This window comes from Legionella taurinensis (assembly GCF_900452865.1).
Classification (GTDB): Bacteria; Pseudomonadota; Gammaproteobacteria; order Legionellales; family Legionellaceae; genus Legionella_C; species Legionella_C taurinensis.
On the sequence record NZ_UGOZ01000001.1, the window covers coordinates 3,039,675 to 3,057,214 of the forward strand.

Here is a 17,540-nt window from a genome sequence, read left to right on the forward strand (position 1 = left end):
GTACACTAGGCCTTTTGCCAAGGTCAGATTCCATGAGTACTTTAGTCGAGTCAATTAAAGAGTTACATCATCATCGCATCATTGATTGGAAACAGCAGGGCATAACCACCCATGAAGAAGGCTTTTTGGGCCTGGTAGAACAAAACCACGCCTTTAATTATCAGTTATGGCATGCTGAAGATCGGGCGCGACGTGAAGACATGGGTTTTGAATTCGTTTATAAAGCTAAACGCGAAATTGATTATTGCAACCAGCAGCGCAACGATCGCATGGAAGCCATGGATCAATGGCTTTATCAGCAATTGGAGCCTCAGGCGCCTGATGCCTGCCCGGTTCACTCGGAAACACCCGGCATGATGATTGACCGCCTCTCCATTCTGGCGCTCAAGGCTTACCATATGCAGGAGCAGACAGAACGTTCCGATGCGGATGAATCCCATCGTCAAACCTGCCAGCGCAAATTACTGATTATCCATGCGCAGCAACTGCAGTTATTGTCCTGCTTAACGCAATTATTGGATGACGTTAAAAATAAACAGCGGACCTTCAGAGTCTATCATCAATTCAAAATGTATAACGATCCTAGTTTAAACCCGGAGATATATCGACATCGTTGAAATGAGAGGGTTGTGAGGTAGTACGACGAGGGATGGGGATAGGTTTGGATTGAGAAGGGGTGAAAAAGCCGGGCCAGGAAGAGGTAAGATTAGAACGGGAACCAAATTTTTTCACCGGCGGATTTGGTTCCCGTCGCGACGAATCGGTCGATAGGACCTCCATACCGGACGCGTCGTTTTCCTCATCCGATACCCCTTCTTCATTAATCAGCAGCGATGAGGCGGCGCGCTCTTCACTTTTTGCCTCTTTAATCAAAGGCATTTGATCCAGCGGCGGGCGGCCAAAGCCGCGTGCCAGTGCCCTTAAGGACAGGACTGCGGCATAAAACAGAGACATGACAGCACTCACGCCAAGCATCGCTGGCGTATCCTGATAATGCCCCTTGTCATTCATTTCCTGCAGGGGATTCATGGAATAATCCACCGCTTTGGAGCCTTTCCCTAACCCGGAAAAGAAGGAGCGAATCACTTCAAACCACTCCTGAAAAAAGTACTGGGGCGAATAATCCAGGGTCAAACCGCTGTCTATAGCGCTTCTTACTTCCTCATCGACATTCATTTCCTGAGCGGAATTTTTGATGTCCTTAATCTTTTCCAGCATCTCGGCAAGCGGCTCATAAGGCTTTTCCCGCTCCTTCAAGGTCTGATGATGACGCCAGTTCTGGATGAGGGATTGGCTGATGAAGCCAATCAATAAGGCCATCCCGAGGCCTGCCCCCAGAATTAACAGCAGCGGTGGAAAAGGGGCTGAGGCCAGAACAAACACCGTACCCAAGGTAAATAAAATACTGGTGACGGCGCTAAACGCGGCCAGACCATTTTTAGCCCCGGCTAAAAAGGCGGAGGCGTAGGACAAGGTCAGTAAGGACTGTAACTCTTCCCGCTTGCCTTCAAATTCCTGCTTAATGCGGTGGATGTCGCGGGAAAGCGCATTGCGTTGTTCTTCAAGTTTCTGAATGGCTTCGTAATTTTCTTCTGTAGGAGCAAATTTTGATAACTCGATGGAAAGCCGCTGCAACTCATTCAGCAACTCAATGATTTCCTGGCCATGTTCTTTACTGTAAAGCGCCAGTTCCACTTTCGCCTGGGCTATCAGCAGTTTCTTTTGAAAATCATATTCCTCATAGATACGAGTGGCCACGCACAGGAGTGAGAAGACCATGCAAAAGACAGACAGGGTAACAAAGACCGGCCAGGCCGTCGGGGCTAAAAAGAGTATACCCACGTACAGGTAGAGGCTGTCGATGGCGCCCCCTAAAGCAGCTGAAAACAAAGCGGCACGGCGAGTACTCAGCGTCTGACGCTGTATTTTTTCCCGCAGCAGCTGACACTCTTCTTTGTTTAAAGATTCCGCGTTTTGAATCTCTTCCAGCAAAAGCTTGTTATTTTTCATCATGTCTTTGCGCTGGCTCAGCATGTGGCGGAACCATAGCCGGTTGGCTATGGAAATACCGCCAAGCGCCAGGGCCAGGGGCAGCATGAGAAAATTAAGGTTAGTACCGCCCAACACATTGAGCATCTGAATGGTGCTGCGTACTCCTTTATAAGCATTTTTCAAGCCTTTCATGGTGTCGCGGCAATAAGGCCAGACAACCGCAATGAAGCGTTTTAATTTGTCAGGGTTGTCATCAAAGTGGGTGGCCAGCATGGCGAAAACAATGAGGGTAATGGACTCTGTTGCAGCGACCGCGATACCGGCAGGAGTCAGCAGCCATTCATGCATGACATCCGAAGACGATCGATCACTGTTGGTCAGGGCAACATCAAAAAAATACTTGAGAGTACTGTAGGAAAGATTCCAACCGTCAAGGCAAGCATAAGCCAGGTATATTTTACCGTTCGTATGTAACCATTTGGCCAGTAACCGGCTTTGCGCATCCATTCTGCCAGCAATCAGATAAACAGTTTCATCCGGATCGTTTTGGGTATCAGCAGTTTTGGGATTAACCTCGGTCATGCTTATTTAGTCTGTGCATTGCCAAAGATGTGCGCATTCTACCGAAATCATGCGTTTTTGACAAGAAAATTCGCACAATGACTCAAAAAAAGTCAAAAATGGCAAGGCCATTGCGTATTTTACCACAAGAAAAATCAATATTCCTATTACTTTTCATTGATTCAACAGCAATTATTGGCTTGCCAAGCCGGCAAAAATTGAGTATAAAGAGAATTGTTTGCCATTTATTTAATCAAACCATAATGTTTATAAGCCAATTCATACCCTGTTCTGCTTCTTCCACCTTAAACGCGTTAGCGCGTCGCGTCGTGCATGATTTGGCCTCCTGCGTTTCTCCTGTGGTGAATGTGGCCGCCTAGGCCCTCGACTCCCCCCCAATTCAGACTGCCCATTAACCCCTTTGAGGAATCGCTTTTATGCCGCACTATAAATCCATTTTTGTCTATGGCTTTGCTATTTTTGCCATGTTTTTTGGCTCGGGCAATCTTGTTTTCCCCCTCGAAATAGGCCATGCCGCAGGCGGGAGCTGGGTGTATGGTTTTTTTGGATTGTTACTGACCGGTATTTTTCTGCCGCTGGCCGGGCTGTTTGTGATTAAACTGCACCATGGCGATTACCGTGCTTTTTTTAATGGCGCTGGAAAACTGGCCGGTGGGCTGCTGCCACTGTTGATGCTGGCTTTACTCGGTTCCTTTGGCGTTGTGCCGCGATGCATCACTGTCGCCTACGGCAGCATGAGTTACTTAATTCCCCAGATTCATCTTTTGCCCTTCAGCCTTTTCTTTTGCCTCATTACCTTCCTGTGCTGCCTTGACGATCGCATCATGGTCAAAATACTCGGCAAATGGATGAGTCCGGTCTTGATCATAACCTTACTCATCCTGATAGGTATGGCGGTTATCCAGTCCCCGGAGACCTCTCAGGCCATCAAACCATCCATTTCGCTAACCAATGGCTTTCTGACTGGCTATCAAACCATGGATTTGTTTGCTGCCTTCTTTTTTTCCGCCTTGATTTTTAACCAGATTCAGCAACAATTTCCCAACGCCAGTCAGAGCGACATTATACGTTTTGCCATCAAACCGAGCCTTCTGGGGGCAAGCCTTCTGGCCTTAGTGTACCTGGGCTTTGTCTACATGGGTGCGCATTACCAGGCCCTGCTTGAACACGTGAAACCTGAACTGATGTTACCGGCAATCGCTGCCAATACCCTGGGCAGCCGGGCTACCCTTATCATGGGTGTCGCCATGTTCTTCTCCTGTCTGACCACGGCTGTGGCGCTGAATAATCTGTTTGCACGTTACCTGCATTCGTCCTTAAAGCTGGGTGAAAACCGCTTTCCACTCCTCCTTGCCGGCACCACCCTGACGTCGTTTGTCGTCTCTCTGCTGGACTTCAGAGGAATCGCTGCGTTTTTAGCGCCAGTACTTGAATTGACTTACCCAGGCGTCATCGCCCTGACGCTGCTTGGTCTTGTTTTGCGGAAAAAGCCTGCCCTTAAAGCGCTGGCCTTTTACAGCATTACCTTAATGACCTTATTGATAGCGGGGCTTTCACTCCTTCGCTAAAATCGAATACTATCAAACGCAGCAATGGAATAAACCGTTTGAACAGGGTATTGGAATGGGCAAAGAGACACAGCAACACAACCAGGGTCTGGAAGAGATGGCGAAACGCTCTTCCAGAGCTCGGGAAGAGCAGCGTCTGAGCGCCGGTGAACGCGTTAACCGGGCGTTTAAATGGCTGAGCGACGCCAGAGGAACACTTTCCCGTCAAACCCGAACGATGGACCTGTTAACCGAGCATTATCGAAGCGCCTGCCATGACGCTGATAGCCAGTTTGACCCGCTCATCAAGGAAAAGCAGCAGCAACTGTTGCAGATTGAGACGGAGCATCAGCAACTGACCATGGAAATAGAAACCCTGACTTTGCAGATTAAAACCCGCAAAGAACATCTTTCAATGGCAAAAACACGATTAAGCGAATTCCATAAGCGCTTAAGCGCCGATAAAGGACTCTACATTCCGACTGACATCCCAGCTCAGGAGTTACGGGGGTATCTTGAATGCACCCATTCAAAAATGACCGCAGCCATTGACCGTGTTTATGAAAACCAGAGCCGTGGGAATGCCTATTTTGGTTTCAACCGTCACAATGTTCATCAGCATTGGCTTTATTACACGACTTTTTTTCAAGCCACCGAAGCCGAAGAAGATTTGTTTGATCTTCTGGTCTGCTTCAAGGAAAAATTAAAATGGATTGATTACGAATTAACATCCTTTGAGAGCGGGGAAGCTCTGGAACAGGACACCCATGAGGGGGAATTGGCGACTGAAAAACACCAGGCCACCTCTTTTTTGCCGGAGAGAAATCTCTGGACAATGAAGGCAGACGAAGGCCCGCTTCTTAAGCGAAAAGAAGCGCTCCATAAAATCCACACAACAACCCTTAAAGAAAACCAGGCGTTGCAGCAGGCAAAAGACTTAGTCCTTGAACCTTCGCAACGAAGCATCGAAGGCATGGCGAAGCGTTTGCTGCAAAGCCAATACACGGTACAGCTCGCTTATTGTGAACATCAGCAGGCCCAACTGGCGCTGACTATTCTTAAAATTGAATGGGGACTGGTTCAGCTAGCAGAAAAAACAGACGCGTCGCTTACGTGGTTTCAAGAATTAAAAACGAAAGAGCCCAATGAGGCATTCCAGTGCTTTTTAAATAAGACTCCGTCGGACGTGTCGGCAGGGATAAATGCAACCGCCCTTATCACCTCACGCCCATCGTTTCATGATTTGTCACTCAGTGAACTGGCCGCAGCCCTTGAACAAGAACGGATTAAACAAACAACAAATCTCAGGGATTTAATCGATTCCTGCCGCAAAGCCGCACCAGATCCTCAACTCAACGGGTTTCAGGACAACCTGCTGGCGGAGTTTGAGTGTTTACAGGAAAAAGCCTTGCGCCTTACCGCCTTAAACAATGAAAAAGTGCAACAGCTGCATGCAATGTCTGACGTCATGCGGCTGATGAAGCAGCGGCAGGACATTGAAACCGTTTTAACGCGACTCGCCAACGATGAAAGGACGAGAGAGCCTGCCCTTCTGGTTGCTGAATTACAGCCGTTGCTCACGGCAACAATCAATCTACTTGGCGAGATGGAAAAACGCAGCGACCCGACTGTTGTCTGCCATTCCAAACAATTGCGTCAGGCGGCAACCTTAATCGAATCTCAGCTTGAACGTTACCAGTCCGCGGATGATTTATTGCAATTAACCAGACAGCAGCAAAGCATTGCACAGACGCTTCACATCGTCAGCAAGGAAGCGGTTGTCGAAAGCAACCCCAGCGCACGAATGCGTGAATTAAACGCACTAAGCCTCAACACGGCAGCAGTGTTGGAAGCCACAAAGGGAAATCAGAACAGGGATGTGGCGTCTAAACGGCTCCAACTGGATACCCTCCTCTCCCAGCTTAAACCGCACATGATGCGCTATGAGGAAGAAAATGACAGACGCGAGGCATGGGATCTTTTACAGGATTGCAATGCATTAATGGGCCGCTTTAATCAACACGGCAACCGCGCGGGTTTGTATGAAGCCTATGAGGCTTTTTTTGGCAATGGCCGTTTAGAACCGCTTTTACACCGCTTAAAGTCGAGGCCACGCACGCCCCTCGTTGAAGACTTGGTGTCCAAAGTCAGTGCGATGGCATTACAGCGCGATATTCTGGCGCCAGAAACCTTATCAGAGCGTCTGTTTTTTGGCGAAGCGCCGCCCTCCTCCTCCCTTATGCCGGCTCGCCGTGAGCCGGTTAATTTGAGCGGTGAGAAGGGAATAAACTGTGATTTACAACCGCTGGATAACTACTTGCTGGAGCGCTCCCAGACCTATTATGTCAAAGATAAAATCAGTGAATGGACATGCTCTTGGTTTGCCCGTACCGGCTGCCGAAGCGATAAGGAGCGGCGTACCCGTTATATTTTCGATTTAAAAAGCGAGTTTGACCTGTATCAGAAGGAACCTACACCGGCGAACTACCAGTCACTGATTGATTGCCTGGACCAGGGTATAACGAATTTTTCACCGCGGGCAAGCGCAGGCAAAGGCTACGAAAAGAGTCTGCGCGCTCAATTGGAAACGTTGAAACGGCAACTCCCTGTCTCTGCACCCCCAGACCTTGAACCCACTGCACTGAATCAATCAGGCCTCAAGGGATAACTGACTGATAATGGTATTCATCAGAGTCAAAATATCCTGAAGCCGGCGCGGTTGTCTCGCGGGCTCGGTACGGCACAGGCAGTCCAACAGGGACGCAAGGTTTAACAGGTGAACCGTCACCTGCCACTGGTTTGGCAGCAGACAGGTTGCCTGTAGACCGTCAACAAACGACGACGCCCAGGACGCGGGCATGGCATGCGCATAACGCAACATGTTCGCCACATCCCAAAGCGGTGACCCGGCAAAGGCGAACTCCCAATCAAGGGCAGCGGTAATGCGCCATGCTCCATCGCTTTTATCCACCAGCAGGTTGGCAGGATCGTAGTCGCCATGGACCAGGTGCGCCGGGGATTCATTGGGCAGGCAGGCGGCAAAGCGGCTGAAACACGTCGCTATTCTCTGCCTTTGCGCGGTAGACAGTTGGGCTGAGGCAGTCGGGTGCGTAAGTTGCCTGTCAACAAAGGCCGCAAGCGTCGGGTTTTCAGGTTTTACGATATGCAATTCCCGGTCGAAGAAGCCCGCCGAGTTAAAGCGGTGAGTCTGGATTTGGCCAAGTAAAACCCCGGCCTGATACAGGAGAGAATCACCGTGCTGTTTTTCGTTGCCAAGCAACACCTCGCGAAGGCTGATTCCCCGGCAATAATCAATTAAAGCAAAACGATACCCCGACTGAACCCCGACAAAGCGGCTTTGCGGGACAGGCAGTTGCGGTGCCAGGCGGCTTGCCAATTGCTGCTCACGAAAGGCGGCATCCTGGTCGCGCAGGTAAATGCGAAGGACATACACCGGCTCATGCTCGCGACGGATAAGAATAGAGCAATTGGCGCATCCGCCGCCAAGCCGCTCCCAACGGTAGCGTTTCCTGTCAGGCAAGGCCTCAGAGACCATCGCGTCGATAACAGCATTAGGCAGGACAACAGCTTGTCCTGCCGCTTCCCAATCGGCTTTAAAAATCATGCGATTCCAATCCGCCTGCACGAAGGCCGGTTTTTTTGATTAAATTGAACACAATTTTAGCTTAAAAAAACAACAATTACTCCCCCTGAGGCAAGAATAATGCTATAGTACGGCACTGATTTTATACGCAATTCCCCTTGCCGGAACTGTGCGTAATTACACTAACCTGCTAGTATTAGCAGTCTTGTCAGCATTTATCGAAAGGTCAAGTGAATGAAGTTGAGTGGTTTGATTGGTATGGTTTGGGCAGTATTATCAGGGTGTTCCATGGCAGCAAATGAAAAAATAATTTATGGCTATGTCGAGAAAGCAACACTGGTAGAAAAAAATCTGATGCTGTCGGCCAAACTGGATACCGGAGCGAAATCGGCCTCTTTAAGCGCAATCAACATTCAGGAATTTGAAAAAGACGGCAAATCTTACCTGCGCTACATTGTCCCCAGCAAAATAGGCAATGTGGAATTCACTTCGGAATACATCGGCAAAGTCAAAATCAAAGTGCGTGCCGGGGAGCGACACGAGGGCATCTCCAAAATCGCGCCTATCAAACGCCCTGTCGTGCTTATCCGGATTAAAATCGGCGAAAGGGAACGCCTTATCGCGGTCAATTTAACTAACCGCAAACGCTTCAATTACCCTTTATTATTGGGACGTGACGCCATTAAAGCCTTCGATGGTTTAGTCGATCCCAGCTTAGCTTTTACTATTAAAACCGAAAAAGTTGAACCAAAATGAAATCAAACAAACGCCATGTGTATGGCCTGATCATCTCGCTGTTTGTCATTGGCCTCGGCCTTTTTTTCTACCGTCACCTGGCGCTGGATGTTCCCCTTACCGATACTGAAACTGTCAACAGCTGGATGGTCGAAGCGAATTTACGCTTTGTAGCCAATCGCAATACGCCGGTCAAAGCCAATTTTGTTATCCCTTACATGCCCCCTTATTTTGCCATTCTCGACGAATATTTTGTCTCCCATAATTACGGGGTCACCACCAATTTAAGCGGCTTTAATCGTCAAACAGTCTGGTCGCTGCGTCGTGGCAGCGGTGCGCAGTCACTGTATTACCGCGCCATTTTCCGTGAAACAGACGGCAATGAATCCAGTCTGGGCAAACCGCCCATCGTCAAAGCCCAACCCCTGGCCGAAAACCAGAAGTCGGCTGTGGATACCATTACCACCTTGGTGCGGCAATCGTCGGCCGATATCCAGACCTTTGCTCAGGGCACCATCAAGGAGCTCAATAAAAAAGACGGCAATGCCAAGTTACTGGTAGGGCCTGATTTCACTGACGACAACGTGATTCAAGCCGCCATCACCGTGCTCAATCAGGCCAGAATTTATGCCATGCCGGTGAAGGGGTTGAATTTAAGCCAGCAGAATAAGGCAGAATTCAAATCCTACCTCGTGGTTTACAATGGGAAAGAGTGGATTTATATCAATCCCAGAACAGGCGGCGCCGGGTTTCCCAGGAATTTTCTGGTATGGCAATATGGTGCTGAACCCCTGTTTCAGGTTACCGGCGGCAAGAAACCGGTTTTTAATCTGACCATTTCCCCAACCCCAATCAATGCCCTGACCATTGCCAAGGCACGCGGGCTGCAGACTGATTCGCAGCTGTTGCGTTTTTCCTTACTGCAATTGCCAGTCAACGTTCAGGAAACCTATAAAATTCTCCTAACAGTGCCCATAGGCGCCTTTATTATCCTTTTGCTGCGTAATTTTGTCGGGTTGAAAACCTTCGGTACGTTCATGCCAGTATTGATTGCATTGGCGTTCCGTGAAACCCATGTCATTTGGGGAATCACCCTGTTTGTGATCATTGTGTCATTCGGTTTGCTGGCGCGATTTTACCTGGATCAATTGCGGCTTTTGCTGGTGCCGCGATTAGCCGCCATCCTCACGGTGGTCATTCTTCTCATGATTTTTATCAGCGTCATGAGCCAGAATTTAGGTCTCGAATCGGGCTTGTCCGTGGCCCTCTTCCCCATGGTGATTCTGACGATGACCATCGAAAGGATGTGCATCACCTGGGATGAGCGGGGGGCATCGGAAGCGATTAAATCCGGCATCGGCAGTTTGATTGCGGCAGTCATCGCGTTTGGCGCCATGAATTATGCCCCCATGCAGTATTTGGTTTTCGCGTTTCCGGAATTGTTACTCGTTCTGCTGGCACTGATTATCTGGTTCGGCCAATACCGGGGTTATCGTTTGTCCGAGCTGAAGCGCTTTAAAGTCTTAGGCGGAGAGCAATGATGTGGAAACTCTATCGTCATTTGCGTGAGCGTGGTGTTTTAAGCATTAATCAACGAAACTGTGATTATGTCTTGCCCTACAATGAACGCAAACTTTATCCGCTGGTGGATGACAAATTAAAAACGAAACGCCTGGCGATTGCAGCCGGCATTGCCGTGCCGGAATTGTATTTGACCATTGAAAATGAACATCAAATCAAGACAATCGATGACTTGCTTTCGCCGTATAAGGATTTTGTGGTCAAACCCGCACATGGCGCAGGCGGCGATGGCATTCTTGTGTTCACCGATCGAGTATTTGGACGCTACCGTCAAATCAATGGCAAGTTAACCACTAGCCAAGAATTAAGTTATCACTTGTCCTGCCTGCTTTCCGGCGCTTACAGCCTGGGCGGCCATGCGGATTATGCCATCATTGAACACCGCGTGGTGGTGGATCCGGTGTTTAAAGAAGTCAGTTACGAAGGCATTCCTGACATCCGTATTATTACCCTTCTGGGTTATCCAGCCATGGCCATGGTCAGGTTGCCCACGCGTTTATCCGGAGGTAAGGCCAACCTGCATCAGGGCGCAATAGGGGTGGGGGTGGATTTAGCCAGCGGTAAGACTTTAGGCGGCGTATTCCACAACGATGCCATTGATTTTCACCCCGATACGCTCAATGCCATTGTCGGCATTGAAGTCCCTTACTGGGATAAAATTCTTGAAATTGCCGCCAGTTGTTATGAATTAACCGGTCTGGGTTATCTGGGCGTGGATATTGTACTTGATAAAGAGCACGGTCCTTTTATGCTGGAACTGAATGCCCGTCCCGGCCTTAATATTCAAATTGCCAATCGCGAAGGGGGCTTAACCCGTTACCGTGAGATTGAAGCACGTGCGGCGTTGGGTAAAGAATCCGTTCCTGCGCGGGTCGCTTTCAGCAAATCGCGATTTGGACGTGGCAATTAATTTATTGATGACGTGATTGTATTCTGGCGTTTATCGCGGCCAGCCAGGCAAGCCGCGATAAGGAACAACTTAGGACAAGGCATTAATGCGTTTGAGCGGACTCATCACCGCCTTCATCGGTTTCACCCAGCGAGCGAATGCGTTGGGCTTCGATAACCAGCAGCTTGAAGTAATCGTAAGACATGTAAAAATCACCATGATCTCCCAGACGATCACCCCAGGAATTACGCAGGGTTAACAGACCGCGATGCTCACGTCCTTCATCATCAATTGCAACGGCATTGTCATCATAGCCGGTAATGACCATTTCATGTCCACCAAAAAAGGGTCTTTGGTAAACATCGCGGGCAATTTGCGGTGTCAGTACCCAGCTGTCGTTGGTGGAATTGCGCGTGCCGACTGCCCCCATGGTACCGAGATCAAAATCAAGCAACAACACACCGAATGTCACCCGATCACCCGCGGACAGGGAGGCTTTCACCTGCGACAAGGTTTGATTGGTGTCAAAACGATCAAAGGCATCCATAACATCCAGGACAGGAGACCAGGCTACGCGTTCGTCCATGGGCAGGCTGATTTCACGGTATTCCTCAGGCGTCATTACGTCAAACGGTCTTTCGCCTTCCAGCGGATACTCGTGCAAACCACCGCATCCCTGAGCCGCTTCACGCTCTTTGGGCACGATCCCAAACATGTCCATCTGGCTTAAAACAAATCGTCCCAGTGAGCCGTCCCAACCGCTTAAGGCATACCCTTGTTTTTCCAGGTAATTGCCTAACTGCAATTGGCATAATTGGCTGACGTAGTCGCCCTTTTGCAACACGGCATCCACGGCCGCCGTGGACGCGAAGGTCACGCAGGAGCCATGGAAGCCCTGATCCAGTACCGGCACGTCATTCATGCCCAATTCCACCTGGGGAGGGTACTTGCTGCTGGAGGGGGACGTCCATTGTTGCGTTTTGTTCACGGCTGCAGCCGCTCTGGCTGCCAGAATTTGCTGTGCGTGCGCTGAAAGTTCGACTTTGAGTAATTTGATGGTTTTAATCTTGGGCGCCTGCAGGCTGTTTTTGCCCTGCACGATGGGGGCCTTGATGGTTTTGGAAAAAGTTCCCTGGATGTGAATGTCCTGAGCCATGACGCTGCTGCTCATGAGCAGGGTTAAAGCGATTGCTGGTGTTACGTTCATCTAAATCTCCTAATGACCACTGATTGTGGCGACCGGAGTTTATCATATGTATTTAATTTGATCACTAAGGCGTGCTGCAGGGAGAAGAACCTAGGCCGCATTTAAGCCGGGCACACTGAACCGTTGCTTATCCTGTAACCGGAGAGCAGTTAACGATCCCCCCCATAAGCAGCCGGTGTCGATGGCATGAATACGGGGATTGGGCGAGTGGCCCTGCAATGCCGCCCAATGACCAAAGACAATGTCAGCCTCAACCCCACGCCGGCTCGGCACATCAAACCAGGGCAGCATCTCTACCGAGGCCGAGGCCAGGGGGCCTTTATGATGCAGCAGCAAACGCCCCTCAGCATCGCAAAAGCGCATGCGAGTACAATAATTGGTAATCAGACGCAGTCGCTCCATGCCGCGGAGTTCATCGGACCAGTGGTCGGGACTATTGCCATACATGTGGGCAAGGAATTCCCGGAAATCGGGTCCAGACAGCACCTGCTCAAGTTCACCAGCAAGCTGTTTCGCCTGGGTTAAATCCCAGACCGGCGCAATGCCGGCATGGCACATCACCACATTTAAAGCCTCTTCGTGATGGAGAATAGACTGGTGCCGTAACCAATGCCCCAAGTCGTCACGATCGGGGGCGGCAAGGATGTCGTCCAGGGTGTCATCCTGGTTTTGACGGAGAGAATCGGTAAATAATCGGCTCAGAAGATGCAAATCATGATTACCCAGGGTGACATAAGGCGTCAGCGGCAAGTTTTTAACAAAACGCAATACCGCAAGCGATTGCGGCCCGCGATTGACCAGATCCCCGACAAACCAAAGCCTGTCGCTATGCTCATTAAATTGAATGTGGTCCAGTAAACGAAGTAACGGTTCATAACAGCCCTGGATATCGCCTATCGCGTAATCAGGCACCGTTTAATACTCCGGGTTTCGCCTGGGCTGAAGCCGGCGCTACCGTCTGCCAACGGCCTTCGGCATTGAGGTGATGCAATGCCTGAATCGCAGCATGGGATGCGTGGCCGATAAACTGATGATTCACTTGCGCCTGATGGATGAATTCGGTGGCCGAAAGCGTGCTTACTTTTCCAGATTGCAGGGAATGAACAGACACCTCCGCCGGCAGGGCAATGGCGTAATCGGCAAACACGATACCGCTGTGCATCTGCTGGTTATTCAATTGTTCAAAACGTGAAACCACCTGGCCATCGGGACCTGCCCTGTGCAAGCCTAAAGAGAGAAATCCATTTTGTATGGCCTGCCAGTTTTTAAACTCAGGATGCTCACGCACAAACAATTTAAAGATGTCCGGCGACATTAAAAGACCACCGGGAACCATCAACAGGGGCGCCTTGTTAATCATTATTCGCCCGCTTTCCAGCGATTTGGTCAGCCACTGGATAAACTCCAGGCCAAGCTGCTGTTCCATGTTGCTGATGGATTCCGGCACGCCGCCCGCAAAAGTACTGACGCGGCCATAACGGTTGCCGCCTCGGGAACCGTAATTACGAGCCATTAACTGATTGAAATAACGCTGAATGGCAATCGCATCAGCGCGAATGAGAATCGCGCCCAAGGTTCCGGCGGCGTAATGATCTTCGTTCAATAACGCAAGCCAGATGGCCAGCACCTGGGGATTGGAAGCAATCCAGGCAAATCCGGTGGCGGGCATTAGACGAGTTGCCAACAGCAAATTGAGTCGGCGCCGAAACTCCACATCGGATTCTTTCAAAAATTCATAGACATAATGGCTTCCGACAGCAGCCAGACTCTCCAGCAGCGGATTCCATTGTTTTAAAAACAAGCCGTTGTTATCAAACAGTTCTACTTTCAAATCGATTTGCAGTTTACCTATTCCCTGCAGAAGGGCGGCTGAAAACAGGGTGTATTGCCAGAGTTTCTGCTCTTCAGACAATTCCGCAGCACCGTCCAGCAAAATAAACTGCTTAAACAAATTCAGTGCTGCCTCAGTTCGGTTTAAGGCGTGATCAAGAAAACCCCCGGGCTGCGAATAATAACTGTTGGACGTTTCCGGCAAATTCTGACAGTGGTTGACAAAATGGTTCATTAACGCCTGGCAAAGTGTCTCAAACCGGGTGGAATCGAGGGCCAGCGTGTCTTTGATCTGATTGAGCAACGTGACTCTTTTTTCTTCAGCCAGCAGTACTTCGGCAGCAAGAACACGAGTCATATCTTTCAACGGGCGAGCCTGCAAGGCCTTGCCTTTTTTGCCAGGACGATGGAACAATGGAGTCTCCAAAAATTGTACTACAGTTATAATTTTATACTATTGCCAACCGCATTGGCTATGCGGACATACTCTCTGACAGACACCTGTTCAGGCCGCATGACAGGGTTAATGCCAATGTCCTGCAACTGATCAGCACTTAGTACCGGTTTTAAATTGTTAGCCAGCGTTTTTCGACGCATTCCGAACGCCAGGGCCACCACTTTTTCCAGTACGCCATAATCCACTTCTTCAAACGGGGATTGCGGGTAGGGCACGAGGCGCAGGATGGCGGAATCCACCTTGGGTTTCGGATAAAACGCATCGGGCGGCACGTCAAACAAAAAGCTCGCCTCGCAGTAATATTGAGCCATGATACTTAATCGTCCATAGGCTTTTGAACCCGGTTCCGCAGCGATTCGGCTGACGACTTCTTTCTGCAGCATAAAGTGCATGTCCCGGATGAACGTGACCTGATGCAGCAAATGCAGCAGCAGGGGCGTTGAAATGTTGTACGGCAAATTGCCAACCACACGCAAGTGTCTGCCCCACTGCGAAAAATCCACGCTCAGGGCATCCGCCCCAAGCAACTGCAATTTGTCTTTCGCTTTAGGCAACTCCAGGAGCCTTTGCTGCAAATCCGTATCAATTTCGATGGCAATGAGTTGATTGAGTCGACCCAGAAGCGGCACAGTCAATGCCGCAAGCCCTGGACCGATTTCGACCATGGTGTCGGCCGGTTGCGGATTAATGGCATCGATGATACGGCCAATGACCGCCTGATCCTGTAAAAAATTCTGGCCAAAACGCTTGCGTGGACGATGACTCACCGGACTTTACCTCGTTTAAAATCGCACTCATTATACCGGATTTTTCAGCTTTTGTCCGATTTGCCAATCGGACGGCTACCGATACAGCCGCTTCCGTGATAGCTTAATCAGAACTCTCTTTTCATGAACCTTATCATGCTTCTGCATTTAATCGAACTACGGCACAGGGCGCTGAAAACAGTGATTTTTTTTCTGGTGCTTTTTTGTTTTTTCTTTTTTTATGCCAATGCCCTGTTTCACACGTTGGTGACGCCCCTGCTTAAGCAATTGCCTGCAAACCATACGTTGATTGCCACCCGAATTACCTCACCAGTCCTCACCCCGGTCAGGCTTGCGGCTGATACCGCGCTGCTGGTCACCGCCCCCTTTGCCTTAAGCCAATTGTGGTTATTCATTGCCCCAGGCCTCTACCGACGTGAGCGCCAGTCCATCGTCGGCGCCTTGAGCTTAGGCCTGGTTTTGTTTATGGCAGGATTGCTTTTCTGCTTTTATATCGTCCTGCCCTTTATGTTTCAATTCTTTGCCCAGGCAGTTCCCGACGGCGTGAAACTTATGCCAGACATGAATGATGCCATTGATTTTATTACCCGCATGCTGATTCTTTTTGGCTTCTGCTTTCAAGTTCCTCTGCTGTGCACCACCCTGGTGCGCCTGCAATGGCTTGACGTGGCGACCTTAAGGCAGGTACGACCCTACATTATCGTGGCGGCCTTTACCCTCGGCATGTTGCTAACGCCGCCGGATGTCTTGTCGCAAGTCATCCTGGCCGTGCCTTTATGCCTTCTGTACGAAGCCGGGATTTGGCTAGCCGTCTGGAATAAACGCCTCAAGCCCGCGACACTGCCTCAACGCAGCGCAGAAGGTTAACTCAGGCAGACAACCTTACTGCAAGCGCCTGCAAGGGATGGCGTAACAGCAGGAGGCCTGCCATCATGATAAAAATCGCATAACGGTTAAGGTAATCAAGCGGGCCTAAAGGAGCCTGCCAGTCCGGTTCCTGACCGCTCACCCAGCGACTAATGGCAATGCACACCGGCAAATAAAGCAACATGAGAATTTCCTGAAATACGCGGGCCTCAATAAAATTACCGATGAAAAGCAGCGCGGTAAAATAAAAAAAAGCGACATAGCGCAGCGGCCTGTAGCGCCTGGGGATGTAATCATAAAAAGCAAACCAGAATAAAGGCAATCCGGCAAAACAAAACATAAACAGCAACAGATGCTGCTGATTAAATAACCAGATTAAATTGCTGTGAAAATGCGTTTCTGCAAACGAAAGAAAATACCACTCCGTCCAAGCGCCGGGTAAATGGCGGACCAGAAACAGGATCATCAGGCGGGCGAAAGCATAGGCCAGGGCGGCAGCCGCCAGGGGCTTGAGCATGCCGCGGCGTTCCTGCGAGTGCAGGGCTGGAATCAGCAAGACCAGCAACACACTGCTTTCACGATTAAACGTAGCCACTAACACCACCAGCGTGAACGCAACCCAACGTTTTTGCAGACACAGTAAAAAGCCCAAGGCCATAAAAAAAAGACAGGCGCTGTCATAGGGATAAAAAAAGGTGGCCTCACCCTGAGTAGTAAAGCGATAGTTCACCACGCTCATTAACGGCAGTAACAGCAGAAAAAACCAACTGAACAATTCCGACTGGTTTTTATTAAATGCAAACTGAAACAAACGTTTTAGGGTAAAAAACAAAAGACTGACAAAGAAGAGTTCCAGTAGAAAAAAAATCTCTTCAGGGGACCAGGGCAGGATACGATGCAGACCATTGGCCAGGGCTGGAACCAGCATGCGCTGCCCAAAAGGCAGTCTGGCGCTTAAATTCATGAGTTTTTCAAGATCCGTATCGATATAGATGCCCGTTAGCCTCACGTGCATGTAGGCATAACTTATCACCAGAACCCAGGTCACGAAGGCGGTTTTATAGCGAAAGAGCTCTTTATTCATTCATTGTTGCATTGGCATTCAAGATTCGCTCAGGCTAACCGATAAATTAATTAAAAGGCAAATTTGATCACGCGGTGAGGTGTATCATGATTAAAAATGCGAAATTTAATATAGGCGATCGGGTATGGCATCAGCAACTGGGATATCGTGCCGTGATCATTGACGCGGATCCTGTTTTTCAGGCCTCCGGACGTTACAATCCTCAGGCCAGTAAACGGGCTTTTGCAACCCGCAATCCCTGGTACCGGCTTTTAGTCGACAACTGCAGCCAGATTACCTATGTTGAAGAATGCCATCTAACGCCCGATACTATTCCGTTGTGGATAGACAATCCCAATGTAGGTGATTACCTCATTGAAAAAAAGAACGGTTACTCCAGTAATTCCAAGCGCCACTGA

At 49.6% G+C, this 17,540-nt stretch carries 16 protein-coding genes; 9 read left to right on the top strand and 7 right to left on the bottom strand.

The genetic code is table 11. The features are described 5' to 3' along the window. The first annotated feature begins 32 nt into the window (after positions 1–32). Positions 33–617: a DUF4254 domain-containing protein gene (locus DYE45_RS13980; RefSeq protein WP_108290912.1), complete on the top strand. Its 585-nt coding sequence runs from the start codon at positions 33–35 to the stop codon at positions 615–617. Here the strand turns inward: DYE45_RS13980 and DYE45_RS13985 are convergent. Further along, the gene (locus DYE45_RS13985) at positions 583–2,574 is read right to left on the bottom strand and encodes an AAA family ATPase (protein ID WP_115301012.1); all 1,992 of its coding nucleotides are present in this window, start codon (positions 2,572–2,574) and stop codon (positions 583–585) included. The genes DYE45_RS13980 and DYE45_RS13985 overlap by 35 nt on opposite strands. A 77-nt stretch (positions 2,575–2,651) precedes the next feature. Between DYE45_RS13985 and DYE45_RS14610 the strand changes: the two genes are divergently transcribed. The 3 genes from DYE45_RS14610 to DYE45_RS13995 are packed head-to-tail and all read left to right on the top strand — an operon-like array spanning position 2,652 to position 6,789. Continuing rightward, the gene (locus DYE45_RS14610) at positions 2,652–2,933 is read left to right on the top strand and encodes a hypothetical protein (RefSeq protein ID WP_133138199.1); all 282 of its coding nucleotides are present in this window, start codon (positions 2,652–2,654) and stop codon (positions 2,931–2,933) included. A 57-nt stretch (positions 2,934–2,990) separates the two neighbouring features. Continuing rightward, positions 2,991–4,142, top strand: a complete 1,152-nt coding sequence (locus DYE45_RS13990) for a branched-chain amino acid transport system II carrier protein (protein WP_108290916.1) — start codon at positions 2,991–2,993, stop codon at positions 4,140–4,142. Between the two features lie 55 nt (positions 4,143–4,197). After that, positions 4,198–6,789: a hypothetical protein gene (locus DYE45_RS13995; protein ID WP_115301013.1), complete on the top strand. Its 2,592-nt coding sequence runs from the start codon at positions 4,198–4,200 to the stop codon at positions 6,787–6,789. Here the strand turns inward: DYE45_RS13995 and DYE45_RS14000 are convergent. Then, positions 6,772–7,767, bottom strand: a complete 996-nt coding sequence (locus DYE45_RS14000) for a phosphotransferase family protein (RefSeq protein ID WP_133138198.1) — start codon at positions 7,765–7,767, stop codon at positions 6,772–6,774. The two genes, DYE45_RS13995 and DYE45_RS14000, sit on opposite strands and share 18 nt — an antisense overlap. A gap of 246 nt (positions 7,768–8,013) precedes the next feature. Between DYE45_RS14000 and DYE45_RS14005 the strand changes: the two genes are divergently transcribed. Genes DYE45_RS14005 through DYE45_RS14015 form a run of 3 tightly spaced genes read left to right on the top strand, consistent with a single transcriptional unit; the run spans position 8,014 to position 10,951 of the window. Next, complete coding sequence (locus DYE45_RS14005; protein ID WP_242602712.1) at positions 8,014–8,481, top strand: ATP-dependent zinc protease family protein; 468 nt, start codon at positions 8,014–8,016, stop codon at positions 8,479–8,481. After that, positions 8,478–10,001 (top strand): inactive transglutaminase family protein, encoded by a 1,524-nt coding sequence (locus DYE45_RS14010; RefSeq protein WP_108290924.1) that lies wholly within the window; start codon positions 8,478–8,480, stop codon positions 9,999–10,001. The genes DYE45_RS14005 and DYE45_RS14010 overlap by 4 nt, the downstream gene beginning before the upstream one ends. Next, on the top strand, positions 10,001–10,951 hold the full coding sequence (locus DYE45_RS14015; protein ID WP_108290926.1) for an alpha-L-glutamate ligase-like protein: 951 nt from the start codon (positions 10,001–10,003) through the stop codon (positions 10,949–10,951). Before DYE45_RS14010 ends, DYE45_RS14015 begins: the two co-directional genes overlap by 1 nt. A gap of 82 nt (positions 10,952–11,033) precedes the next feature. On the opposite strand, the gene DYE45_RS14020 is transcribed toward DYE45_RS14015, so the two are convergent. The 4 genes from DYE45_RS14020 to rsmA form a co-directional block, all read right to left on the bottom strand. Beyond that, positions 11,034–12,137 (bottom strand): C1 family peptidase, encoded by a 1,104-nt coding sequence (locus DYE45_RS14020; RefSeq protein ID WP_108290928.1) that lies wholly within the window; start codon positions 12,135–12,137, stop codon positions 11,034–11,036. A gap of 90 nt (positions 12,138–12,227) precedes the next feature. Beyond that, a complete protein-coding gene (locus tag DYE45_RS14025) occupies positions 12,228–13,049 on the bottom strand; it encodes a symmetrical bis(5'-nucleosyl)-tetraphosphatase (protein WP_108290930.1) in 822 nt (273 codons plus the stop codon). Next, positions 13,042–14,382: a TraI domain-containing protein gene (locus tag DYE45_RS14030; protein WP_174703695.1), complete on the bottom strand. Its 1,341-nt coding sequence runs from the start codon at positions 14,380–14,382 to the stop codon at positions 13,042–13,044. Before DYE45_RS14030 ends, DYE45_RS14025 begins: the two co-directional genes overlap by 8 nt. 26 nt (positions 14,383–14,408) lie before the next feature. Then, positions 14,409–15,191, bottom strand: coding sequence for a 16S rRNA (adenine(1518)-N(6)/adenine(1519)-N(6))-dimethyltransferase RsmA (gene rsmA / locus DYE45_RS14035; RefSeq protein WP_115301015.1), 783 nt, complete (start codon positions 15,189–15,191; stop codon positions 14,409–14,411). Between the two features lie 135 nt (positions 15,192–15,326). Between rsmA and tatC the strand changes: the two genes are divergently transcribed. Beyond that, positions 15,327–16,058, top strand: a complete 732-nt coding sequence (gene tatC / locus DYE45_RS14040; protein WP_115301016.1) for a twin-arginine translocase subunit TatC — start codon at positions 15,327–15,329, stop codon at positions 16,056–16,058. A 1-nt stretch (position 16,059) separates the two neighbouring features. Here tatC and DYE45_RS14045 read toward each other — a convergent pair whose 3' ends face one another. After that, the gene (locus DYE45_RS14045; RefSeq protein WP_115301017.1) at positions 16,060–17,142 is read right to left on the bottom strand and encodes a hypothetical protein; all 1,083 of its coding nucleotides are present in this window, start codon (positions 17,140–17,142) and stop codon (positions 16,060–16,062) included. Positions 17,143–17,228: 86 nt separating this feature from the next. On the opposite strand from DYE45_RS14045, the gene hspQ reads away from it, so the two are divergent. After that, a complete protein-coding gene (hspQ, locus tag DYE45_RS14050) occupies positions 17,229–17,540 on the top strand; it encodes a heat shock protein HspQ (protein ID WP_058532575.1) in 312 nt (103 codons plus the stop codon).